Source organism: Solitalea lacus, assembly GCF_022014595.1.
In the GTDB taxonomy this organism is placed as follows: Bacteria; Bacteroidota; Bacteroidia; order Sphingobacteriales; family Sphingobacteriaceae; genus Solitalea; species Solitalea lacus.
In genome coordinates this window covers 1,055,768-1,081,473 of record NZ_CP091740.1, presented here as the reverse complement: position 1 = coordinate 1,081,473, position 25,706 = coordinate 1,055,768, and the positions used below count along the sequence as shown (strand labels likewise).

Genomic DNA, 25,706 nt, shown 5'->3' with positions numbered 1-25,706 from the left:
AAAATACTCACACTGTGACATTTGAGGAAGTATCCTTCAAATACTCTTTCCTTGTGTCTCTTCGGAACAATCGCATGGTATTAACCAATAATTGATTCATAAACCCATTTACAGCTACTGTTTTACCTTTAATCATTGAGTGAAAGCCAAACTCAGCAACCTCCCAGTCTTTTGGAAGTTTTTTACTACGTAATAATTTATACACTTCTTGCTCTGCCAAATGCTGCAACCCCGATTGCTGTGGATCTGGACACAATGCGGTAACAGTTATCCCACTGTCTCTTAACTCATTAGCAATTGCTTCTGAAAACGACAATACAAAGGCTTTAGTGGCATAGTAAACCGCCATGTTAGGCCCGGGTTGAAAAGCAGCTGTTGACGCAACATTAAGTACGCGTCCTTTACCTCTTTTCACCATATCATTAACAAACAGCTTTGTAAGTTGCACCAAGCTCACCACATTTAAATTAATCATCTCCCGTTCCTTTTCCCAATCGGTTTCATGAAAAAATCCTAAGTCGCCAACACCTGCACTGTTAATCAGGTAATCAACTTGAAAACCGTCCTTAATTATATCGTTATACACAACTAAAGGAGCGTTAGGTTTACCAAGATCAAATGGAATAAATTTTACACGAACATTATATCGTTGATAAAGATCCAATGCCAAATCGAGAAGATAGTCTTCACTTTTATCAATTAATACTAAGTCAACTTTATTACGGGCCATAATTCGGGAGAAATAATAGCCTATTCCTTGGGTGGCACCAGTGATTAGTGCAGTTCGTTTGTTCATACCGAGAGCGATTAATGCGTAAATTAGCTTAAATTACAAAAATTAACTAAGATTGTTGCGCTCTGACCCCAACAAAAAAAAGACCAAAGCCATATTGCTAGTTATCAGACAACTAACAAAATAAAGCTCTTACTTATTTTACAGCTAAAAGATGGGTTTCTATTCTAAAAAGGAGGACTAAGAAAGAAAAATTATTTACTAACAGTGACAATATCCTATTATTTCTTTACAAATTCAGATAATTTGTCCTGATAAACTTGAGCCCTGCGTTCAGCAATTTGATCAAACACAATCAAAATTAATATCTGCAACAATAAACCACCCCCTACTCCCAACCAAACATTATGCTTGTTATAATTAAAGTAAATTAATATCGATGACAAAACCAGCATAGCTAATTCAACATAAATATTTTTTTTAAAGTTAGTTATTACCTTTTCTATCCTTGGCAGCTCTATATCTTTAAGATAGTCCGGATTCATGTCATAGCTGTAAATTACATCACTTATTTGCTTATCTGCCCGTGAATAAACGGTGTAACCAACAACTACCTCAACAATCCCTACTATAAGCAGAGGGAAAGCAGCCCCGAAATATGGTTTCGACTTAAAAAAGAAAAAAACAACTGCAATCGCAATGGCCAAACCTCCAATAAATAAAATCAACAAGGTGGCCGATTTTTCCGCTTCAAAATAGGAGCGAATATCCTGATGTGTCATAGCAGATTTTTATTTATGAAGGTAATGATTTCCAAATTGCAATTCATCAATAGCATTTTTACTCCCTTATTCAATCACTCCATCAATATCTTGATCAATCATTCTTTACATATGGGTCATTCTGTATAAATGTATAAATTTGACGATTCAATAACCTGATGATGGAAACTGTAGAAGTTTATAAACCAAAGAACAAAGTACGTTTTGTTACAGCTGCCTCGTTATTCGACGGACATGATGCCTCAATCAATATTATGCGTCGAATCCTTCAATCGAGTGGAGCCGAAGTAATACACCTGGGTCATAACCGTTCTGTTGAAGAAGTGGTCAATTGTGCCATTCAGGAAGATGTGCAAGGCATTGCCATGACCAGCTATCAAGGCGGTCATGTTGAATACTTTAAATATATGTATGACCTCTTGAATGAACGAGGGGCAGGTCATATTAAAATTTTTGGTGGCGGAGGCGGTGTAATTCTACCTGAAGAAATTGAAGAGCTCCATAACTATGGCATTAGTCGCATCTTTTCTCCCGATGATGGCCGTACCATGGGCCTACAAGGAATGATTAATTTTTTAATGGAACAATGCGATTTACCAGTAAAAGCTGCTTTAAACGGCGAAGTAAAAGGCATTGTTAAGAAAGAAGTTCCTGCCATTGCACATGCAATTTCTGTTGCTGAAAATCTTCCGGCAGAAGCTGATAAGTTTTTAGAGGAAGTTAAAAAACTTATCGGCACACATAAAATTCCGGTGCTAGGTATTACTGGAACCGGTGGAGCCGGAAAATCATCATTAGTTGATGAATTAGTTCGCCGTTACCTGCTTGAAACCGATAAAACCATCGCTATTATTTCGGTGGACCCTTCAAAACGTAAAACCGGAGGCGCATTATTAGGCGATCGAATTCGTATGAATGCCATTAACAGCCCTCGCGTTTATATGCGATCGCTAGCTACTCGTCAGGCCAATTTGGCGTTATCAAAACATGTTCAGGAAGCAATTGATATATGTAAAGCAGCATCTTATGACTTGGTAATCGTTGAAACGTCAGGTATTGGTCAGTCAGATACGGAAATTACCGAGCATTGTGATGTGTCTTTGTATGTAATGACACCTGAATTTGGTGCAGCAACTCAGCTAGAAAAAATCGACATGTTGGATTTTGCCGATTTGGTTGCCATCAACAAATTCGATAAACGTGGAGCGCTAGATGCCATTCGCGATGTAAAGAAACAGTACAAACGCAATCATAACCTTTGGGATGCCAATGATGATTCATTGCCAATTTTCGGCACTATAGCTTCTCAGTTTAATGATCCGGGAATGAACAATTTGTTCGCAGCTTTAATGTCGAAAATCAAAGAAAAAACAGGAATTGATTTTCAGGCGCATTATGAGCTTACACCTGAGGTATCAGAGAAAATATTTATCATCCCACCTGATCGAAACCGTTATTTAGCTGAAATTGTTGAGAACAATCATGAATACAAGAATTGGGTTAATGCACAATGCAGCATTGCTCAAAAGATGTATCAACTCAAAGGAACGATTGATCTGCTAAAATCAGAAGGAAACAATCAAGAAGATACTGTAACTCAACTGGAGAGTCTTTATAATCATTTAGAAGAAAATCTTGCAGGTGAGTGTAAGCGTTTATTACGTGAATGGCCGGAAACAGTAAGAAAATATAAGGAAGACTTTTTTGTGTACAAAGTTCGAGACAAAGAAATTAAACAAGCCTTGTATTATGAGTCTTTATCAAAACTAAAAGTTCCTAAAATTGCCCTGCCAAAATATGAAGCTTGGGGTGATATTTTACGTTGGTTATTAACTGAAAATGTTCCGGGTGAGTTTCCTTATGCAGCCGGAGTATTTCCATTAAAGCGTGAAGGAGAAGATCCAACCCGTATGTTTGCAGGGGAAGGGGGACCAGAGCGTACTAACAAGCGTTTCCATTACGTTTCATTGGGTCAACCTGCTCACCGCTTATCCACAGCCTTTGATTCAGTGACGCTTTACGGAGAAGATCCACATACCCGCCCTGACATTTATGGCAAAATCGGCAACTCAGGGGTTTCTATTGCCACTCTTGACGATTGTAAAAAATTGTATTCAGGTTTTGACCTTTGCCATGCCAGCACCTCGGTTTCAATGACAATTAACGGTCCAGCACCGATGCTGTTGGGCTTCTTTATGAACACCGCCATTGATCAGCAATGTGAAAAATACATTCATCATCATGGCCTAGTAAAAGAAGTTAAAGCCAAAATTGAAGAGATCTATAAGAAAAAGGGTGTTGAACGACCAAGCTATAATGGAGAACTTCCAGAAGGCAATAACGGCTTGGGTTTAATGCTTTTAGGCGTTACCGGCGATGAAGTTTTACCTTCTGATGTTTATGAAAAGATTAAAGCACATGCCATTTCCACTGTACGCGGAACAGTTCAGGCCGATATTTTAAAAGAAGATCAGGCTCAAAACACCTGTATTTTCTCTACTGAATTTGCTTTGCGCATGATGGGTGATATACAACAATATTTCATCGATCAAAAAGTACGCAACTTCTATTCGGTATCAATTTCGGGTTATCACATTGCAGAAGCCGGAGCTAACCCGATTTCTCAGTTGGCCTTTACATTAGCAAACGGTTTCACCTTTGTTGAGTATTACCTGAGCCGAGGTATGCACATTGACGACTTTGCACCAAATCTTTCATTCTTCTTCTCCAATGGTATCGATCCTGAATATTCAGTAATCGGACGTGTAGCCAGAAAAATTTGGGCCAAAGCCATCAAAAACAAATACAAAGGCAATGATCGCTCTCAAAAACTGAAGTACCATATCCAAACATCAGGACGTTCATTGCACGCACAAGAAATCGACTTTAACGATATCCGCACAACCTTACAGGCCCTTTACGCCATTTACGACAACTGTAATTCTCTTCATACTAACGCATACGATGAGGCTATTACCACGCCTACCGAAGAATCGGTACGCAGAGCAATGGCCATCCAGCTAATCATTAATCGTGAGCTTGGTTTGGCGAAGAACGAAAACCCACTACAAGGTTCATTTATTATTGAAGAGCTAACTGACTTGGTTGAAGAAGCGGTATTAACAGAGTTTAAACGAATTAATGATCGCGGCGGAGTGTTGGGAGCAATGGAAACCATGTATCAACGCAGTAAAATTCAGGAAGAATCATTGTATTACGAAACGCTGAAACATAATGGTGATTACCCAATTATTGGAGTAAATACATTCCTGAACAGTAAAGGTTCGCCTACGGTTATCCCTCAAGAAGTAATTCGTGCAACGGAAGAAGAAAAGCAATATCAGATTTCAGCTTTACATGCTTTCCAAAAGCGTAACCAAGACAAGAGTACTCAAGCGATCAAAGAGTTACAGCAAGCAGCTATTCACAACCAAAATATTTTTGAAAAGCTAATAGAAGTGACCAAATACTGCTCATTGGGACAAATCTCGGCGGCCCTTTATCAAGTTGGCGGTCAGTACAGAAGAAATATGTAGATTAAACTTTGATTGTGTAAGATTTAAAACAAAACGCCTTGTTGAAAAAAATAGCAGGGCGTTTTGTTTTGGAAACCAATAATGCTAAATCTCTACTCCGTAAGTAAAAATTGAGAATCAACGGATTAAAATGGACCAATTTTTGGCCTATACTTACTAGCTTTTAAAGGTTAAAATCATGAAAAAGCTCTTGTTAATTTTACTTTCTTGCGCATTTGCTCAAGGAGTTTATGCACAAGAAGCCCCCGCTTCACCTGCAAAAGCAGGCTCACATAAACATGCTACAAGTCCTGCTAAATTTTGGTGTCCTAAATGTGAATATTCGGCCCCAGAACGAGGAGATTGTCCTACACACAACGTAGCCTTAATTAAGGAAGGAACTTATTACTGCACCGAACACAACAGTGAAGTGAGTGCACAACCTGGCAAGTGCACCCAATGTAATAAGAAACTAACCAAAATGACTGCTAAGACCGCAAAATCATAATTTTCAGAAAGGACTTTCTTCTTCACAGCCTGACATATTGTTAGGCTGTATTTTTTAAGCGAGGTTTAATACTGTAAAAACTTCAGCGCCAAGTGATGCTACCGCTTAACATTTCAAAGAAGACAAAATTGAAAAGACTCAGTCTTAGAAATTACATTTAGAGGTAATGACAATCACTCCATTTTTGCCTTTATCTCCATAGAGTTTACGGGCTTCTTCGTCTTTTAAGACCTTAAAACTCTCGACTTTATTTGGAGATAGATTTTTAATTTCCACTTGACTAATCTCTTTCCCGTCGAGTATAAATAATGGAGACGAGAGTAAGCTTCCTTTACTTGGAGCACAAATTCTTATGTCTTTTGCTGTATCAATACCATTACTTGGGTCTAGTTTAACCCTTAAACTGTCACTCTTCTTAAGTAAACTTGTGTCTTTCAAAACCCTATTTGGTCTCACAAAAGCAGTTGCGCTGAACAAAAGTCCTCCTGCTAAAAAGCTTAGAATAACTATACGTTTCATTAGTTAGATGTTTACGGCCTAATATATAATTTTTCAACAAATTCTGACATTAAGAAAATTAACACATGTGAGTCCCAGAGGCGAATGATCTTTGCTCCAGTGTATCCCACCCTTCTTCATCAATGGATGGTTAAATACAACTGCTACTTTCATTTTGAACTGTTTACTTTAACAATTCAAAATTGAAAAGTTAATTACAAGCCAACGATAACAATTGTTAAGAAATGAACTGATCAATTAGGTTATAGATATTTTTTTTCTTTAGAAATTTAACCCAAGTAGTGTAAGCAAATTCATTTAGGTGGAGTCCGTCAGCAGCCGCATATATTATATTAAGTTCACCATTCTTATCGCTAAATAGCTTATTTATATCCACATAAATAATATGACACATGTTTGCTTGTTCCTTAAGATGCTTGTTTACTAGGCTTACACGGTTAACATGCTCATTTTTTTCTTTTAGTCAACCACAATATTGTATTTATCCAGTAACCCAATTATATTATGGGTTGAAAACCGAGCTTTGTTTATATTATTTATTTCGGGATTGATCGAGAAATTAATAGCTGTACGTAAATCGGCTTGCTCCAATAAAGTATTCTCAAAAACAGTCATCCTGAGGTCACAGTCTTTAAATAAAGCTTTGGTTAAATCGGTCTCAACAAAATCTACTTCTTCCACCCTGCAGTCGGCAAAATGGGTTCCTTTTATTTTCAGTTTATAAAACGAGGAGAAGTTTAACATACACCCTTCAAAGCTAAAGGCCAACAAAAACTGATTACAAGTATCAAATCGCAGCCCCATTAGTTTACACTTCTTAAACTTGACTTCCCTAAATGCAGTTTCGTTGATTTTAGCCATGCTTAAATCACAATAATCAAACTCACAATCAATAAACACTATTGACGAAAGGTTGGAAGTTGAAAAATTACAATTAGAAAACCTGCAGTTCTCGTATTCGCCCTTAGGTAAGGGATGATCAATATAATTTATGTCTTTATAAGTTTCGCCTTCAAAATAGGTTTTATTCATGTTTATGCAGAACAGCTACGAAGGTAATTTAATTTAGATTAACGCAAAAATGGCCCAGAGAAGCTCTGAGCCCTTATGCTATTTTCTAGTTTTAACTGGCTTGTTTATTATCCCCTAGGCATTTTACTCATATCCATGTGCAACACATTCCAGCGGTGGCCATCCAAATCAGTAAATCCGCAGCTGTACATCCAGCCATGAGCCAACCCAGGTTTACCAAATACACTACCACCTGCCATTTCCGCTTTCTTAGCAATTTCGTCTACTTCTTCGGCTGATTGAGCATCAATAGATAACAAAATTTCAGTACTCTGCTTTGTATCTGCAACAGAGTTTCTTGTAAAACCTTCAAATGTACTTTCAGAGAAAAGCATCATCACCACCTTTTGTTCACCAATTAAAAAAGATGCTGAATCACTTCCGTTGCTATATTGCGGGTTAAGTGCAAACCCGATTTTGGTGAAAAACTCTTTCGATTTACTAACATCTTTCACCGGAAGATTAATCCAAAATTGTTTTGCCATAATGGTGTTAATTTTTGTTATGTAGTAGTGTTAAGTTATGTAATCAAACTTACGTTTTGAAACTCATCTTAGGAAGACATGAAAACGACAAACTAAGGGGGCGCATAAGACAATATCCCTTGTAAAGATTTAAAATACAACTGACTACATTACTTACCAGGACGTGGTGATAAAACCCAGGCTACAAACCCGGATTCAACAAATTACTTAATTCAGATAGTTAAACACTTAGATTATCAACTGAGTCTTTTTCAATTAAAACACCATTATGATCTACCAGTAATGCGCCTTGAACATACTTTTCACCATGCTGGGTTTCATCCAATCCTATCTCTTCATCTCCTTGTGAAACTCTAATTGGATTTAAGACGTCAATAACTTTAAAGATGATTAATGAAACAGTGAAGCTATAAGCCACTACAATAACCAATCCCTTAAGCTGGGAAATAAATAAAGCTGTATCTCCGTACCATAAACCAATGCCACCTGCAGCATTCACACTTTTGGTGGCAAATACACCTGTTAGTATCATACCAACTATACCACCCAAACCATGACAAGGAAATACATCCAGCGTATCATCAATACCTGATTTTTCTTTCCAGTGAACAGCAATGTTAGATATAATGGCCGCAATCAATCCAATAGCTACGCTTTGAGGAATAGCCACATATCCTGCGGCTGGGGTAATTGCCACCAAACCAACCACAGCACCGATACAAAACCCTAAAACGCTTGGTTTTTTTCCTCTTGCATAGTCAAACAGCATCCAAGCCAAACCAGCAACGGCCGAAGCTGTGTTAGTTGTTGCAAAAGCTGAAACTGCTAAACCATTTGCTCCTAAGGCCGAACCTGCATTAAAGCCAAACCAGCCGAACCAAAGTAAACCGGTTCCTAAAATCACATAAGGAACATTAGCAGGTTGTACTTCCTTCGATTTTCTCTTTTTCAAAACTATAGCACCTGCCAAGGCCGCACAGCCGGCCGAAATATGCACTACGGTTCCACCTGCAAAATCTAAAACTCCCATTTTAAAAAGTAAACCTTCCGGATGCCAAGTCCAGTGTGCAATAGGTGCATAAATTAGTAACCCAAACAAAACAATAAACAGCAGATAAGAGGTAAACTTTATACGCTCAGCCACAGCTCCCACTACTAATGCAGGGGTAATAATGGCAAATTTCATTTGAAAGAGGGCAAACAATAACAATGGAATGGTAGGCGCCAAACTCCAAGGAGCAGAACTGTTTATATTTTTAAAGAAAAAAAATGAAGAGGGATCTCCAATAAAGCCTCCATTTGATGTGCCAAATGAAAGACTAAACCCTACTATTACCCATAGCAAACTGATAATGCCTGTAGCTACAAAGCTTTTAATCATTGTGCTGATCACATTTTTGCGGTTAACCATCCCTCCGTAAAAAAAAGACAACCCGGGAGTCATCAAAAAAACTAAAGAAGCAGCAACCGTAACCCAGGCAATGTCTGCAGCATTATACTGAGATGTATCCGAAAAGTTGGGAGCTGAAGGTATAAAAATGGCAAGAATGGCCACCAAGGTCAAAATCGAAAAGGGAAGTATTCTACTAATTGTAAATGTTTTCATAACTAAATGATTAGAAGGTTAAAAATCAATCAATCCGTACATTTATCTTAAATTTCAAGACAAAATTTATAAAAAACAAATAAACAATTCAAAAAACATCATTAAAAACAATAAAATACAAAACTAACAAATTAGCACAAGCACAAAACTCTATAAAATATATTAAAATAGAACAATAAAACATTAAAAAACAATAAAAACTATCAATTACATAGCCTACAAATCCACAAAACAACAAAACACATTATTTTTACAAATAATTACTCAAATATTTTTACAAAAACTCAAAAAATCAACAACACAATAAAACAAAAACCGAAAACTCCATTAATACAATTGTGCTGCGATTAAAATGAGGACAATGTGCCAAGTTTTCCGTATTTTCCATCTACTATTTATCTTTCAAAAGTTTATGCATATAAGAAAAGAACTACTTATTTGTTTATCGATCTTCTTATTAATAATTCAAACAACTGTCGCTCAAACCCCTGATAAGGCGCCTATTGTCTTAAATAATGATACACTGTTTTACATTTATAATGGTTTTGAAGGGATAACTATTAAGGAGCGGGCCAAGGTCATTAACATACGACTGGAAACTGTGACAAACAACCCTGATTTTAACATTGATTCACTAAAACTTATCGACACTAATAATATTTCAGTTATTTATTACAAGGAAAGAATGTTGATGATGGTAAGTGATGAAGATGCTTTGAAAGCTAATGGAAAACGTAAAGAAATAGCCACCCAATGCTTTCAAACTTTAAAAGCGGCGCTAAATGAAACTTATGAAGATAAAAGCATTGGCCATTTAGCCCTTCAATTTTTGGAAGTATTCGGGGTAATTGTTGTTGTAAGTCTCCTGATTTGGTTAACCAATAAACTTTCCCGCTTATTTCAGGTACAATTATTAAAACACAGCGAAATCCGGCTGAATACCATTCAGGAGAAAAAAGGCCTGAAAGTAAGCTATACTAAACGAGTTCTACCACTTATTGCAGGCATAGTAAAGATTCTACGAATCGCCGTACTTATTTTGATTATTTATATGGCATTGCCTGTATTGTTCAGCATCTTTCCCTGGACAGAGCCTATTGCAGGTAAACTTTTGGCATATGTATTAACTCCGCTAAAGAAGATTCTTGTTGCAGTCATTCAATACATCCCTAACCTATTAACAATTATTGTTATCTATTTGGTGACGCGTTATATCTTACGACTCATTCATTTTGTTGCCGAAGAAATTGCCAATGGAACAATAAAAATCACCAAATTTTACCCTGATTGGGCACTACCCACCTATAACATTGTTAAGTTTTTACTGTATGCATTTATGTTTGTGGTGATATTTCCCTACTTGCCAGGCTCAGAGTCCAAGGTATTTCAAGGAGTAACAGTATTTCTGGGAGTACTCTTCTCACTAGGATCATCATCTGCAATTGCCAACATGGTTTCAGGAGTGGTTTTAACATATATGAGACCCTACAAAATTGGTGACCGAGTAAAAATTGGAGAGGTTGTAGGCGATGTTATTGAAAAAAACCTACTGATAACACGTATCAGAACGATAAAAAATGAAGATATAACCGTACCCAATTCTACAATACTTTCGAATCATTCCATCAATTATTCATCATCTGCTAAAGAATTAGGACTGATCTTAAACACTAGCATTACCTTAACTTATGACACCCCTTGGAATCAAGTTTATGAACTGATGATATCCGCAGCTTTAAGAACAGATGGCATAATGCCAGACCCCAAGCCCTTTGTCCTTCAAACAGCCTTGAACGATTTTTATGTAAGTTACCAGATAAATGCTTACACCCAAAAGCCTCAACAAATGGCAAATATATATTCTCAATTACATCAAAACCTGCAAGACACCTTTAACGAGAACGGAGTTGAAATTATGTCACCTCATGTATTTGCTGTGCGCGATGGCAGTGCAATTCAAATCCCTGATCAATATAAACCTCACGGATATCAAAAACCAGGAATAAAAATTGATGGAAATAAACCATAATAAAAGAGCCCGTAAATAAACTCACGGGCTCTTTTGTTATCTTTTATGTGTTAATGCTATTAAGCATTAATCCAAGAAAATTTATATTCAAGCGTTGGCGTTTTCATACGTTCAGCAACACGATTCAATCTATCCGGCAGTGCCATCAGATAATCACGAGCTCTTTCACCTGCATCATCCAAGCCAGTTAACTGGTCTATCTTCCACTCAGTAACAAGATCTCTTAAAATATCAGTATAATCAGTTGCCGTATAAACACCTAAACGTTGAGCTGCATCAGTAAAGTGGCCAAAGGTCTGACCAATCTTTAGACCCATTTCCCTTAAGAAGTGCGCAGGCATTACAATTTTCTTTCGCATCATATCTTCAAATGCCAACAGCATTTCATTTGGATCAACTTCTAAAATACGTGCAACAAATGATTTGTAGGCCTTTGCATGACGAGCTTCATCTGCCGCAACATGACCGCAAAGCTTTGCCATTAACAAATCACCTTCTTTTTTAGCAAATTGAGATACTCTACGGTGTGAAATATTGGTTGCAGTTTCCTGAAAACTGGTGTAAATAAAGTTTCTGTAAGGATCCTTTCCGGTTCCAATATCAAATCCATCAGCAATAAGGTATTGCGTAGAAATTTCCATTTTACGCATATCCACACGGCCCGAAAGATATAAGTAACGATTTAGCACATCGCCATGGCGGTTCTCTTCAGCAGTCCAGGCTCTCACCCAACGACTCCAAGGCCCGTTATAATCTTGTGAAACATGCTCCACTCCGGCCAGCCATGATTCATACGTTGGAAGTGCTTCTTCTGTAATTGTATCACCAATTAGCACCGCTACTAAATCATATGAAAGCTCTCTTGCGCTATCCTGTAGTAATTTTACTTCTTCAAAGAAATTTTCAGAGCTGGCATCCGGTAACAAATCCGCCGGTTGCCATATTTTGTCAATTGGAGTTAAGAATTCATCCAGTGCTTCCTGAATGTCCTTCTCCAAATGTTTCATCACCTCTAATCTCGACAACGAAATATTCATCAATAAATTTAGTTTAAGTGAAAAATACCTAACGGCATTAAAACGTTAAAGGTAGATATAATTAATGGGCTTGAAGAATTAAATCAAAAATAGCTGATAGATAAGCCAATATGCAATCCAACCATAATGGAGGCTTTTAGAAAAAACCCAAAAGCCTCTAAAGCAATAACCTACAAATACCTATTTATTAAATTCTCAATGAATTCTTGCTTTCCGCTTCTAATCTCTGGTTCACCATTTGAGACAGCAAAGTCTCTTAAATCTTGTAAAGTAAGCTTACCTTGTTCAAACTCTTTTCCTGTACCACTATCAAAAGAAGCATAACGTTCTTTCTTAAGCTTTAAAAAGTCAGACTTTTGAAGAATATTATCGGCTGTTATTAAGGCGCGAGCGAAATTATCAGCCCCGCCAATATGTGCGTAAAAAATATCGGCAGGATCAGTTGAGTTTCGGCGTATTTTGGCGTCAAAATTTATTCCTCCACCCTGAAAACCTCCGGCTTGTAGAATAATCATCATTGCTTCGGTAAGTTCATTGAGATTATTGGGAAATTGGTCGGTATCCCATCCGTTCTGATAGTCACCTCTGTTCGCGTCAATTGATCCCAGTAAACCGGCATCGGCAGCCACCTGGAGCTCATGTTCAAATGTGTGCCCTGCTAATGTGGCATGATTCACTTCAATATTGAGTTTAAAATCATTAAGTAAGTCAAACTCCCTTAGGAAACCAATAACAGTTGCCGAATCATAGTCATACTGATGTTTTGAAGGTTCACATGGTTTGGGTTCAATAAAGAAAGTACCCTTAAATCCTTGCTTACGCGCATAGTCACAAGCGGCTCGTAGAAATCCTGCCAAATGCTCCTTTTCACGTTTCATATCAGTATTTAGCAACGACATGTAACCTTCCCTACCTCCCCAAAACACATAATTTTCTCCATTTAAAGCTATTGTAGAATCTAAGGCTGCTTTAACTTGCGCTGCGCCATGAGCCAAAACATGAAAATCAGGGTTGGTTGAAGCACCATTCATATAACGCTTATGTGAAAATAAATTGGCCGTTCCCCACAATAATTTGACTCCGCTCGCTGCTTGTTTTTCCTTGGCATAGGCTGTAATAGCGGCTAATCTTTTTTCATTTTCGATCACATCGTTACCAAAATCAATCAAATCGGCATCATGAAAGCAATAGTAAGGCAGATTAAGCTTTGTAATTAATTCGAAAGCTGCATCCATCTTCTCCTTTGCCTTATTAAGCACATCTTGACTTGAATTCCACGGAAATGAATGCGTTGATTCTCCAAATGGATCAGCTCCATTACCACAGAATGAATGCCAGTAGGCAACAGCAAACCGCAAGTGCTCTTTCATGGTTTTTCCTGCTACGATTCTGTTTTCATCATACCAGCGATAAGCTAACGGGTTATCTGATTCAAGACCTTCAAATTTGATTTGACCAATACCTTTATAATACTCTTTATTTCCTAAAACTACTGACATAAAACTTCTTGTTCTTTATATATAAGTTGATTATTTAGTAACTCCTTCCATAGTAAATAAGCCGCATCATAAGCAGAATCATTACCAGGTTCAATTATTTTCATGGGCCTAAGGTTAGCAAATGCTTCATTTGGAGTAGAAAATATACCAGCTCCAATACCTGCTCCTAAAGCGGCCCCAACACTACCATCATTATGATATAATTCAACAGGAACCTGATTAGTATTTACAAAAGCATCAATAAAAAGCTCGCTTAAAAACAAATTGGCACTACCTGCCTTAATTACATTTGGATGCATACCATTGGAGCGCATAATATCCAGACCATACCTAAATGCAAAGGCAACTCCCTCTTGTGTAGCTCTAAAAATATGTGCATTAGAGTGCTTATTAAGGTCGACATTGTGTATGTGAGCTCCTAACTGTAGATTGTTAAGAATGCGTTCTGCTCCATTTCCAAATGGCAAAACACTAAGTCCATCACTTCCAACAGGAATTTCATTTGCCAGCAAATTCATTTGGGAATAGGTAATTTCAGGAGAAAGTGTGTCTTTAATCCAGCGATTCATTATTCCAGTTCCATTAATGCACAACAACCAACCGAGTCTTTTTTCATGAGGCATATAGTTAACATGAGCAAATGGATTTATACGAGATTTATGATCGTAGTTTAATTGATCGGTAACCCCGTAAATAACGCCGGAAGTTCCAGCTGTAGCCGCAACTTCACCTGGGTTTAAAACATTTAATGAAAGTGCGTTATTGGGTTGGTCTCCGGCTTTATACGTCACCGGAATCCCTTTTTTCAAAGAAAGTTTACTGGCAATTTCAACAGTCAACTCACCATGTTTCGAAAAAACAGGATTGATAGAAGGAATTAAATCTGTATTAAAGCCATAATGATTCATTACATCGTCAGAGAGTGAGTCTCTTAAGAAATCATAAAATATCCCTTCAGACAGTGCAGATATACTCGTAGTGATTTCCCCAGTAAGTTTCATGGCTATATAGTCGCCCGGAAGCATTACCTTATCAACTCTATCAAAAACTTGAGGTTCGAATTGCTTTACCCAGGCTAATTTAGATGCAGTGAAATTACCCGGAGAATTTAATAAGTGCATTAAACACTGTTGATGCCCTATAGCATCAAAGGCACTAGCGCCAATTTCTACAGCCCTGCTATCGCACCAAATAATAGCATCTCGTAATACGTTCTTCTCACGATCAACCACTACCATACCATGCATCTGGTACGCAATACCAATAGCAGCAATATCAGCTGGATTATAATTGCCAATACTATGAACTTTCAAAATAGCTTGTTGAACATGTTCCCACCACATTTCTGGCTTTTGTTCAGCCCACCCTAAATTGTGTGAAATAATCCCTGATTCTTTGTCAGGGTATTGAGCCGATGCTATGCACATTTGAGTTGCAGCCTCAACAACCGAAACCTTTATAGAGGAGGTTCCAAGATCAATTCCTAATAATAACATTGGTCGAAATACTTAATGATTAATAGTTAACTGTCAGCCATTTATTATCTTTTATACATTGAAACCATTGTTTTTGTACATTTGTTCCAACGTTGGAATAAATGTAAATGTTAATTACGGATAACCAAATTTTATTTAACATTTTTACTCATTATTCCACAAACTACCATATTAATGCATTATTTGATATAATATTTATAATTACGTTTATATCAGTTAAATTCATCAGAACGTGAAAAAAACAACTATTCATGATATTGCCCGTGAACTAAACATTACTTTTTCAACTGTTGCCAAGGCGCTTAATGATCATCCACGCATAAAAGCGTCAACAAAAATTGCCGTAAAAGAAATGGCAACTAAACTTAATTATCAGCAAAACAAACTGGCTTCATCATTAAAATCGGGTAAAACAGGAATTATAGGTGTACTAGTACCCACCTTGGATGTAAGCTTTTTCAGCTCGGTCGTACATGGTATAGAAAACGTGATGAACGAAAATGGATATAGCATATTGCTTTATCAATCAAAAGAACAACAAGCTCACGAAATTAAAGGCATTGAGACTTTCTTACAGTCAAGGGTTGAAGGCATTATTTCTTCAGTTTCACTTGAAACAACTTGTTACAATCATTTCAAGGAATTAAAAGAATATGGGATCCCATTATTGTTATTTGATCGTACAGTCGATGAAATTGGTGTTCCCTATGTAAGAATAGATGATTATCAAGGTGGATTTATAGCCACAGAACATCTGATTAATAAAGGTTGCAAACGTATTATTCACATTTCTAGTCAACATAATATTAAGATCTTCCAGGAACGGTTAAGAGGATACATGGATGCACTAAGTCAATATAATATACCTATTGATGATCAACTAATTATTACGGGTAATCCCTCTATTGAATTAGGCATGAATTGCGTAAAAACTCTTTTTGAGAATAAAATATATTTTGACGGAGTTTTTGCATTTGAAGATTATACGGGATTAGGTGTTTTAAAACAATTAAATACTTTAGGCATAAAAGTACCTGAAGAAGTAAAAGTAATTGGGTTTGCAAATGAAGCCTTTGGCGCACACATCACCCCTACATTAAGCACAGTGGATCAACAAACGGTTAAAATGGGAGAAGAATCAGCCAAACTGTTTCTTAAACTTTTAAAAGGAAAAAATTATTATCAGGATAAGGCTGAGGGGATTATTTTGGAACCAATACTAATAGCGCGAAAATCAACTGGAGAGTAACCTGGATAGACAAATCTAAGTATATCATTTTATCATACACAGTAATTGGTAGGCACATCATTACAAAAAAGCTTCGCTCCACCGTGAATCCAAGACATGATGAGCGAAGCCGCTAAACTGGACTTGGAACTTTTGCAAAGTATTCATGTCAAGTAATGCCTTTTTAAAAATCATTTAACTATATCACTAAATCTTTATTTTCAGTAAATTAGGTTAACTGTCAATGGAAAGTAGCAATGTACCAATAGTGGAAAATAAGGATGTACCACTGTTTTTAACAGATCGGAAAACAAGGATGTACGATCTGCACCAAATATAAGAGGCTATTCTGAAGTTTCAAAGATTGATTTTCTGTTCTGCATGCGGTAGCTCTGGCCTCCGAGCTGGATGATCTCACAACGGTAAAGTAAGCGGTCCAAGAGTGCTGTAGTGATCACTTCATCACCCAATACTTCCACCCATTGTTTAGGCGATTTATTGGTGGTAATCACAAAAGATGTCTTTTCATGCAGAGCATTTATGAAGTGGAAGAAAGCGTTCGCTTCGACTTTGGTTTCGGAAATGATCATGATGTCATCAATCACAATGAGCTGCGCTTTTGATAACCGCCTGTACTCTGCTTTAGCCAGGGTGGAGATGTCTTTATTCCTTAACATGGTCATGAGCTGTTCCATCGTTCTGAAATAAGCCCGGTACCCATTTTTAAGGGCATGATGACATAATCCGGCCGAGAGAAAAGTTTTCCCGGTTCCACTTGGCCCCATTAGGATGATGTTATAGTTTTGATCCAGCCAGCTCAGTTCTTTGAGCTGCTCCAGGCGCACTTTAGGTAAGCTTTCAGCTGACGTACTGTCATAAAGTTCGAGTTGATGGCGGGAAGGCAATTTCGCTGCTTTTTCCCTTCGTTCCATATCGCGCAGCTTTCTGTTATCTAGTTCCAACTCAAGCAGCTTCCTGGCAAATTCCAGGTAGCTGATTCCCTCGACAGCGGCACGGTCTGCCAGCTGTTCTACGCCCGGAGTTACTGCGCCCAGGCGCAGTAACTGACATTGTTTTTTAATGGTTTCTATCGTATTCATTGCTTATTAGGGTTTATTGTTAAAAAGGGATTCATACAGGTTGATGTCGCTGGAAGCTGGCCTGGTTTCTGCTTTTTGCAAATGGGATGGATCCAACAGCTTGATGATCGCTTGTGGTGCAGCCATGTCCGCAGAAGACTTAGCATGTTTTTTTAGTACCTGTTTAAACGTGCCGGCATCAAAAAATGCATTACCCATGCATTCTTCTATGGCTGATTCTATAGTTGCCGGATTGGTTTCTCTTACCGCATCACGAATCGATAAAAGCTGATCACGGACGTACCGCGGCTTGAGTTCTTTTACTTTTAACAGGTAGCGCTCCGCTTTATCTGTATCTGGAAACAGTGCCGCAGTTTGGATGATTAGCTCACTAATTTTACCCGACTTGTCCCGCTTATGATCTGTATTTATAATCAGGTTGCCTTTGTTAAACGGCACCTTATGCCTGCAAAGCAGCTCTTCATTCGGACTGTAAACCTGTAGCATATCATCATCCAGACGAAGCTTCACATAATTTGCCTTTTTGCCAGTATAGGTTCCCAAGGGAAGTGAATAGGTATTCCCACAATAATTGAAGGTGTTGTTTTTCAGTACACTGCTCATCAGCCAGTCCGGCAGCAGGCTTACAGGTGCCCAGCTGGAAAGATGCGGTTTTTCGATCTGCCATTCCTTTTCCGGGACTTTTCCTGTGGCACCATGAACCATTGCATTGCCGGTCCGCGCCAGCCAGGATATGGCCTGTAACTGCAGGGTTTGGATATCATGGTAAACTCTGCCATACAGAAAGTTCTTTTTGATATAGCCGATAACATTCTCAATCTTCCCCTTGCTTTCAGGATCACTTTTCCGGCAAAAATACAACCGGTAATCCCGCTCCGTTACATAGGTCTTAAACTCCCTGGTCAAAAGCAGGTTCCCCAGGTTTTCATCGACTAGAAACAACCGGTCCTGATCATAAACCAGTTCCAGGGGAATACCCTCAAAGAATTTGAAAGCGGCTTCATGGGCCTCTACTGCTGTTTTGGTGGTAAAGGAACGGTCGGAAAAGTAAACAAACTTGTATCGGCTGCGCGATAGCACCATACTGAAGAAATACACTTTTTTTCTGCCCTGGTCGCACCTGAGGGTATACTGACCAAAATCAACCTGGCCTTGAGCCCCATAAGGTAGTTCTTCAACAGGAAAATAATCCCTGAGTTTAGGCTCCTGTAGAATGTGGTATTTTTGCCGTACCCAAATCACGAAGTTATATACGGTGCGAGAGCCAGTCTGGGGGAAATCAGGGTGGTGTTCTTTTAACCAGTCATGCAGTTGAGCGGCACTGGCAGAGGGAACCTGCAGCAGTTTCTCCTTTACAAAGGATTCATAGGGTGTTAGCAGCTTACGACGCTCCTCCTTCTGGCACAGGAAGGCCTCGTACTCCTGTTCGTTCATTTCTGCATATTTCCTGATCGTCCTGCGGTCCAGGCCGGTGAAGGTAGAAATCTGCCTGAGGGAAGATCCCTCGATTAGCATTTTGTGAATTTGGTGATACATGATCCAGTTAGTAATGGTTTTTTTATCCATCTTTGGTCAGCTAAATTGTTGTTAAACCTGACCGTAATTTGGCACTTTTTCAATGCGGGGCATGCCCCGCATTGAAAATTGATCATACATCCTTATTTTCCGAATTCACGGAAATGGTACATTCTTATTTTCCTTTTTGGTGCATTGCTATTTTCCGAAACTGGTACATTGTTATTTTCCGATTACAGTTAACTCAAAACTTACGCTTTATGAAAATGAAAATCTACTTATTGGCCTTGTTCATTACTGGTTTAACATTAAAAGTACAGGCACAATCAACTAATGCCGAAACCGAAGCAATGGCCAATTTACTGGGGGTCCAAAAGAAGGAAGTTATCAAAAAGTTAGTTCCTGTTACAGGCAAAGATTCAGTTGCTTTTTGGAAAATATATGAAGAATATCAAACAACTAACAATAAGAATATAAAATCAAGAATCAGACTATATGAGCGAACTGCTATGGCCTATGCAAACATGACACCTGGCTTAGCCGATTCATTAGCGCAACTATACTTCGTAAATCGCGATGAGAATGAAAAAAACCTTCAGCTCTACTATAATAAAATTAAAAAATCAAATAATGCCGTCACGGCTTTTGAATTCTACCAAGCTGAAATTTATCTCTTAACCCAACTACGGGCCCAAATCATGCAGCAAGTCCACACCTACGGCGAGGTACAACGATCGATTAAAAAGACTAATTGACTTTATTTGTTCGATGTAATTTGTTATTGGTTAAGTGGATTTTGAAAACCATTTTGCACTGCCATTCCCTGCCTGCATCCCACTTTCCATTCCAAGCCCTCGCAGCTGACGCAAGGCCATCAGCTTCGCTGCGGTCATTCCATTGAAATCGGGGTTGAGGAGGGCTGAACCGTGCGTTGAAAGTAACATTAGAAAACAACAGTGCGAATTTTCGATTTAAATAAGGCACTTGTTGATCATAGCCGTTCATAAAGACTGCATTAAAAATCCGAACGACTTTCTTTTTCCTTAAATGAACCTAATGTTGAACTGATTCAAGTTCAATTCCCTTCTCATCTTTAACCAGTTCCAGTTCTGCCATAAAGTTTAAATAGTTCTTTTTTACCTTAAATATGGTTGCTGATAACAATACCTGATAGCTTTTAATTCCCTTCATCATTACCTCTAATGCATCATTGTCATAGTTAGGTCGCTTAAAATAAACCCAGTCTTGAGACAGATACTTGGTGATATCCTTCCGCATTTCCTTATTCAACTCTAATTGAAAAATAGTTGAACTCATCATTTTTTCCAGCTCTTGTTTAAAAGCGACCTCTACCTTCGTTAGCTCCTGAATTTTTTGTTCAATTATATCAAATGGGGTTGTGTCATATATGAAATTGGCTGCATTAAGCATATCAACATAATGTTTCTCCTTAGTATCGTATTCCAAATCTATTTCATGATATAAGTGAACATGTTTTTCAAATTCGCCAAGCCTTCCAAGTTGCATTGATCTTTGTTTAAAATAAAGATAAATACACTTATCATTTTTTATAATTTCAGTCTTCAAGCGATGGGCTTCCCTTTCCAGAGTAGCAATAAGTTCAAAACAATCCTCTGGAGTATATCGATTTCCATCATAATCGAATGATTTCACCCCAAACGTTTTCTCATAAATTTGTTTTAAGGTTACAATATCAGTTTCCAATGAATTGAAAGTATAAACTAAGTCCAATATCTCATCACCGAACAGTTGATCAAATTCAATTTTCAGATCTTCCTCTTCAATTCCGATTAAATCATTTCCGCTCAATGGATTTTTAGTATCGTAATACCCATTAAAAACTTCATTAAAGGAATTATCATTAAATCGACCTGTAAATTCATTCATAAACACCGTGGTGTCTATGAACGTTTCCTCCTTTGAATATTCAACTCCTGAAAACAGGTGCTCAGTCAACTGTTGCTGTAACTTAGATGGATCAGAAAATAAAGACCACGCAGCATTACCTGTATTCTCTGCAACCTCAATATTTAGGTTCTCAAGAGCCGCAACCCTGTCGACAGTAGATGGGTGTGAAGCCCATTGATCTTTAATGACCAATTTCGTTTTATTATACCTGCTTAAATGCTGAAAGTGTACTTGAGGTAGATTTTGCTCAAATGGAAGCTTATTGGCCATAGCCAAAAAATTCATCACATTAAGTTGTTGATCATACAAATTCTTCGTTTTAACAGCTTCATCGATCTTCTGATCATAATAACCCAGAACTGTCTGATAAGCCTGGTTAGCTAAATCAAGACGTAATAAAGATGTAATTAAAGGTTTAGAACCTGTAACATGGGCAGCAACCGCATCGGCGTGAAATTCCATCTCCCTGGACAAACTCATATGGTTTAAATTAACGATGTTATATACTTTTCGGAGAATCCATTGAATCCCGAAAACAATTCTTACGGCACCGTTTACAAAAATTGAGAAATAACTACTTACATTGGCCCAGTCTTGCGCCAGAGACAAATACGAATCATTATCATAGAGCATATTATAGATTACTCTATTAACATTATACACGTAACTACCGATCTTCATCGTCCTTTGTGAAAAATGACCAAATTCATGGGCTAAAATTGCTTTAAACTCTTCTTCGCTTACCGAATTCACCAGGCCTAGCCCTATTTGAAGGTTCTTTTTAATTGGCAGAAACATACTCCAAAAACTGGAATCATAAAACACTGAAGCATTCACATCGTTAGACAAATAAATTTTCTTAGGAAACTCAGTTTTCACCTCAATAACTATCGACTGGATAAATTCAAACAAACGCGGTTCATCTGAAGCAGAAATTTCAATAAGGTAAGATCGATCAACTGTATGTTTTTGGGCAAGAAATTTAAGCAAGAAAATAATGGTTAATAACCCCATACTAACTAAACCCAAACCAATCATAAGAGTAATGAACATAGGTTTTAAGGCTACAAGCATTATACCTGCATAGCCACATAAAACGGTAAGACAAATTGATAAAATGACCAACAAAATATAGGAAAATACAAAAAAGAAAATTGCTGAGATCGCCTTAACTGTTTGTTTCTTAAAATTTGAAGATGTGAATACAATGTTTTTATTCATAGCATATAAATGATAGAAGCACAAGATAAGCACCGGATCAATTCATTGATAGGCCAAAACGAAACAAAGGGCCAATCAACTGACTGTCAAGACAAAAAAATCAATAATGCTCCAAAAATGAAACCATGAAAGCAGTAGGATGTAGGCAAAAATATAGAATAGTTATGGAATCATGAACGAATACCGGAGTATAATATTGAGGTAAATTCAGCCTAAAAAACGAAAGGGAACCTTTGCGGGGTTCCCTTCGTATAAAAATCGGCACCGACCTACTCTCCCACCTGTTACGGCAGTACCATCGGCTCTGGCGGGCTTAACTTCTCTGTTCGGAATGGGAAGAGGTGGACACCGCCGATATAGGCACCTGAATATCTTTTCAGTTCTGTTTCGACATATTGTTGAAAGAAGTTACTGCTGTTTTTTGGTAAACGAGGCTTTCTTTTCAGAAAGTTTCGGAGAATTAGTACTACTCGACTGTGATGTTACCACCTTTACATCTGTAGCCTATCAACGTGGTCATCTTCCACGATCCTGTATGGATATCTCATCTTGTGGTGAGTTTCGCACTTAGATGCTTTCAGCGCTTATCTCGACCGAACGTAGCTACTCAGCAGTACAGCTGGCGCCATAACTGATTCACTAGCGGTTCGTCCAACCCGGTCCTCTCGTACTAAGGTCAGGTCCACTCAAATATCCTACGCCCACAACAGATAGGGACCGAACTGTCTCGCGACGTTCTGAACCCAGCTCGCGTGCCACTTTAATCGGCGAACAGCCGAACCCTTGGGACCTTCTCCAGCCCCAGGATGTGACGAGCCGACATCGAGGTGCCAAACCTCCCCGTCGATATGAGCTCTTGGGGGAGATCAGCCTGTTATCCCCAGCGTACCTTTTATCCTTTGAGCGATGGCCCTTCCATGCAGAACCACCGGATCACTATATCCTACTTTCGTACCTGATCGGCTTGTCGGCCTCACAGTCAAGCATGCTTTTGCTATTGCACTCCACGTACGGTTACCAAGCGTACTGAGCATACCTTTGAAAGCCTCCGTTACTCTTTTGGAGGCGACCACCCCAGTCAAACTACCCACCACACAATGTCCCCCACGTCCGCGGGGTTAGACACCGAATACAGAAAGGGTGGTATTTCAACGTTGACTCCACGAATCCTAGCGAACCCGCTTCATAGTCTCCCACCTATCCTACACATCCTGTACCCAATGTCAATGTGAAGTTGTAGTGAAGGTGCATGGGGTCTTTCCGTCCCGTTGCGGGTAACCGGCGTCTTCACCGATACCACAATTTCACCGAGCTCATGGCTGAGACAGCGTCCAGATCGTTACACCATTCGTGCAGGTCGGAACTTACCCGACAAGGAATTTCGCTACCTTAGGACCGTTATAGTTACGGCCGCCGTTTACTGGGGCTTCGATTCAATGCTTCGCCCTTTCGGACTAACATCCCCTCTTAACCTTCCAGCACCGGGCAGGTGTCAGGCCTTATACCTCATCTTTCGATTTTGCAAAGCCATGTGTTTTTGTTAAACAGTCGCCTGGACCTTTTCACTGCGGCCCCCGTTAAGGGGCGCCCCTTCTCCCGAAGTTACAGGGCCATTTTGCCGAGTTCCTTAGCCATGATTCACTCGAGCACCTTAGGATTCTCTCCTCGACTACCTGTGTCGGTTTGCGGTACGGGTATCTATAACCTGAAGTTTAGAGGATTTTCTCGGCAGCCTTTAGGATCACTATCCGCGCCCCCGTAGGTTTGCGGTACTTTCAGCTTTCTCCATCACTCACGGATTTGCCTATGAATGATATAGGTACGGCCTTTAACGAACTATTCCGTCAGTTCGCGGATCTTTCACCACTGCGTCTCCCCGTCACAATTATAGATAGTATGGGAATATTAACCCATTGTCCATCGGCTTCGCCCTTCGGCTACACCTTAGGCCCCGACTAACCCTGATCCGATTAGCGTTGATCAGGAAACCTTAGTCTTTCGGTGTGCAGGTTTCTCGCCTGCATTATCGTTACTTATGCCTACATTTGCTTTTCTAACCGCTCCAGCATTTCTGACGAAATACCTTCACCGCTGTTAGAATGCTCTCCTACCATAATACAGAGTATTATCCATAGCTTCGGTAATATACTTGATGCCCGATTATTATCCATGCCCGATCGCTCGACTAGTGAGCTGTTACGCACTCTTTAAATGAATGGCTGCTTCCAAGCCAACATCCTAGCTGTCTATGCAATCGGACCCCGTTAGTTCAACTTAGTATATATTTGGGGACCTTAGCTGATGGTCTGGGTTCTTTCCCTCTCGGCCTTGGACCTTAGCACCCAAAGCCTCACTCCAGCGTATATGTGTCTAGCATTCGGAGTTTATCTGGATTTGGTAGGATTTGACTCCCCCGCATCCAATTAGTAGCTCTACCTCTAGCACACTCAACCGCCAGGCTGTTCCTAAAAACATTTCGGAGAGTACGAGCTATTTCCCAGTTTGATTAGCCTTTCACCCCTACCCTCAAGTCATCCGAATACTTTTCAACGTAAACCGGTTCGGACCTCCATTACATGTTACTGCAACTTCATCCTGCTCAAGGGTAGATCACAAGGTTTCGCGTCTACTCCCACTGACTATGCGCCCTATTCAGACTCGCTTTCGCTTCGGCTCCGGATCTGAAATCCTTAACCTTGCCAGTGAGAAGTAACTCGTAGGCTCATTATGCAAAAGGCACGCCGTCACAGCTTTCGCTGCTCCGACCGCTTGTAAGCGCACGGTTTCAGGTTCTATTGCACTCCCCTGTTCGGGGTTCTTTTCACCTTTCCTTCACAGTACTTGTTCACTATCGGTCTCTCAGTAGTATTTAGCCTTACCAGATGGTGCTGGCAGATTCCCACAAGGCGTCTCCGACCTCGCGGTACTCAGGATACAGTTAGGTATAACAATCTTACCAATACACGGCTGTCACGTTCTATGGCTGCTCTTCCCAAAGCATTCTTGTTCTTTTGTTAAGTCCACGGCACTGTCCTACAACCCCCATATTGCCGTAACAATATAGGTTTGGGCTCTTTCGCGTTCGCTCGCCACTACTTACGAAATCACTATTGTTTTCTCTTCCTCTGCTTACTTAGATGTTTCAGTTCGGCAGGTTAGCGTATTTATACAATCAGTCTTCAACTGATTAGGTTTCCCCATTCGGAAATCATCGGATCAATTCGTATTTGCCAATCCCCGATGCTTATCGCAGCTTATCACGTCCTTCATCGCCTCTGAGAGCCAAGGCATCCCCCGTGCGCCCTTAGTAACTTTCTTTTATTACTAAGACTTGCGTCTTAATGCTTACATTATAGAAATTAATCTATCTGTTGCTCGTTTACCTTTTCAGGTAACTTCTTTCAATATGTCAAAGAACTTCATGAACCCTTTG

The 25,706-nt window shown here is 39.1% G+C and carries 18 protein-coding genes and 2 rRNA genes; 5 read left to right on the top strand and 15 right to left on the bottom strand.

Annotated features, from left to right (window positions below; all coding sequences use genetic code 11):
* Positions 1–7 precede the first annotated feature (7 nt).
* Together L2B55_RS04615 and L2B55_RS04610 are read right to left on the bottom strand one after the other, a co-directional pair.
* Complete coding sequence (locus L2B55_RS04615) at positions 8–796, bottom strand: SDR family NAD(P)-dependent oxidoreductase (RefSeq protein WP_237849114.1); 789 nt, start codon at positions 794–796, stop codon at positions 8–10.
* Between the two features lie 218 nt (positions 797–1,014).
* Positions 1,015–1,515, bottom strand: coding sequence for a hypothetical protein (locus L2B55_RS04610; protein ID WP_237849113.1), 501 nt, complete (start codon positions 1,513–1,515; stop codon positions 1,015–1,017).
* Between the two features lie 158 nt (positions 1,516–1,673).
* On the opposite strand from L2B55_RS04610, the gene L2B55_RS04605 reads away from it, so the two are divergent.
* Both L2B55_RS04605 and L2B55_RS04600 read left to right on the top strand, forming a co-directional pair.
* On the top strand, positions 1,674–5,051 hold the full coding sequence (locus L2B55_RS04605) for a methylmalonyl-CoA mutase family protein (RefSeq protein WP_237849112.1): 3,378 nt from the start codon (positions 1,674–1,676) through the stop codon (positions 5,049–5,051).
* A 178-nt stretch (positions 5,052–5,229) separates the two neighbouring features.
* A complete protein-coding gene (locus L2B55_RS04600) occupies positions 5,230–5,538 on the top strand; it encodes a hypothetical protein (RefSeq protein ID WP_237849111.1) in 309 nt (102 codons plus the stop codon).
* A 144-nt stretch (positions 5,539–5,682) separates the two neighbouring features.
* Here the strand turns inward: L2B55_RS04600 and L2B55_RS04595 are convergent, their stop codons facing one another.
* The 4 genes from L2B55_RS04595 to L2B55_RS04580 all read right to left on the bottom strand — a co-directional run bounded on the left by L2B55_RS04595 (position 5,683) and on the right by L2B55_RS04580 (position 9,219).
* Complete coding sequence (locus L2B55_RS04595) at positions 5,683–6,057, bottom strand: hypothetical protein (protein ID WP_237849110.1); 375 nt, start codon at positions 6,055–6,057, stop codon at positions 5,683–5,685.
* A gap of 459 nt (positions 6,058–6,516) precedes the next feature.
* A complete protein-coding gene (locus L2B55_RS04590) occupies positions 6,517–7,089 on the bottom strand; it encodes a pentapeptide repeat-containing protein (RefSeq protein WP_237849109.1) in 573 nt (190 codons plus the stop codon).
* 107 nt (positions 7,090–7,196) lie between these two features.
* A complete protein-coding gene (locus L2B55_RS04585) occupies positions 7,197–7,613 on the bottom strand; it encodes a VOC family protein (protein WP_237849108.1) in 417 nt (138 codons plus the stop codon).
* Between the two features lie 220 nt (positions 7,614–7,833).
* Positions 7,834–9,219 (bottom strand): ammonium transporter, encoded by a 1,386-nt coding sequence (locus L2B55_RS04580; protein ID WP_237849107.1) that lies wholly within the window; start codon positions 9,217–9,219, stop codon positions 7,834–7,836.
* A 412-nt stretch (positions 9,220–9,631) separates the two neighbouring features.
* On the opposite strand from L2B55_RS04580, the gene L2B55_RS04575 reads away from it, so the two are divergent.
* Entirely contained in the window at positions 9,632–11,248 is a 1,617-nt protein-coding gene (locus L2B55_RS04575) for a mechanosensitive ion channel family protein (protein ID WP_237849106.1), read from the top strand.
* Between the two features lie 59 nt (positions 11,249–11,307).
* Here the strand turns inward: L2B55_RS04575 and L2B55_RS04570 are convergent, their stop codons facing one another.
* The 3 genes from L2B55_RS04570 to L2B55_RS04560 all read right to left on the bottom strand — a co-directional run bounded on the left by L2B55_RS04570 (position 11,308) and on the right by L2B55_RS04560 (position 15,280).
* Positions 11,308–12,285 (bottom strand): acyl-ACP desaturase, encoded by a 978-nt coding sequence (locus L2B55_RS04570; RefSeq protein ID WP_237849105.1) that lies wholly within the window; start codon positions 12,283–12,285, stop codon positions 11,308–11,310.
* Between the two features lie 170 nt (positions 12,286–12,455).
* Positions 12,456–13,784, bottom strand: coding sequence for a xylose isomerase (xylA, locus tag L2B55_RS04565; protein WP_237849104.1), 1,329 nt, complete (start codon positions 13,782–13,784; stop codon positions 12,456–12,458).
* Entirely contained in the window at positions 13,775–15,280 is a 1,506-nt protein-coding gene (locus L2B55_RS04560; protein WP_237849103.1) for a xylulokinase, read from the bottom strand. The genes xylA and L2B55_RS04560 overlap by 10 nt, the downstream gene beginning before the upstream one ends.
* A 232-nt stretch (positions 15,281–15,512) precedes the next feature.
* On the opposite strand from L2B55_RS04560, the gene L2B55_RS04555 reads away from it, so the two are divergent.
* Entirely contained in the window at positions 15,513–16,529 is a 1,017-nt protein-coding gene (locus L2B55_RS04555) for a LacI family DNA-binding transcriptional regulator (RefSeq protein ID WP_237849102.1), read from the top strand.
* A gap of 323 nt (positions 16,530–16,852) precedes the next feature.
* On the opposite strand, the gene istB is transcribed toward L2B55_RS04555, so the two are convergent.
* Complete coding sequence (gene istB / locus L2B55_RS04550) at positions 16,853–17,608, bottom strand: IS21-like element helper ATPase IstB (RefSeq protein WP_237844452.1); 756 nt, start codon at positions 17,606–17,608, stop codon at positions 16,853–16,855.
* A gap of 6 nt (positions 17,609–17,614) precedes the next feature.
* Complete coding sequence (gene istA / locus L2B55_RS04545; protein ID WP_237844450.1) at positions 17,615–19,123, bottom strand: IS21 family transposase; 1,509 nt, start codon at positions 19,121–19,123, stop codon at positions 17,615–17,617.
* A 260-nt stretch (positions 19,124–19,383) separates the two neighbouring features.
* Between istA and L2B55_RS04540 the strand changes: the two genes are divergently transcribed.
* Positions 19,384–19,878 carry a hypothetical protein gene (locus tag L2B55_RS04540; RefSeq protein ID WP_237849101.1) on the top strand — a complete coding sequence of 165 codons (495 nt, stop codon included), beginning with the start codon at positions 19,384–19,386 and terminating at the stop codon, positions 19,876–19,878.
* 30 nt (positions 19,879–19,908) lie between these two features.
* On the opposite strand, the gene L2B55_RS04535 is transcribed toward L2B55_RS04540, so the two are convergent.
* The 4 genes from L2B55_RS04535 to L2B55_RS04520 all read right to left on the bottom strand — a co-directional run bounded on the left by L2B55_RS04535 (position 19,909) and on the right by L2B55_RS04520 (position 25,591).
* The gene (locus L2B55_RS04535) at positions 19,909–20,067 is read right to left on the bottom strand and encodes a hypothetical protein (RefSeq protein ID WP_237849100.1); all 159 of its coding nucleotides are present in this window, start codon (positions 20,065–20,067) and stop codon (positions 19,909–19,911) included.
* 109 nt (positions 20,068–20,176) lie between these two features.
* A complete protein-coding gene (locus tag L2B55_RS04530) occupies positions 20,177–22,273 on the bottom strand; it encodes a M48 family metalloprotease (protein WP_237849099.1) in 2,097 nt (698 codons plus the stop codon).
* 256 nt (positions 22,274–22,529) lie between these two features.
* Positions 22,530–22,641, bottom strand: a 5S ribosomal RNA gene (rrf, locus tag L2B55_RS04525).
* Positions 22,642–22,714: 73 nt separating this feature from the next.
* Positions 22,715–25,591 (bottom strand): 23S ribosomal RNA (locus L2B55_RS04520).
* Between the last annotated feature and the right edge of the window lie 115 nt (positions 25,592–25,706).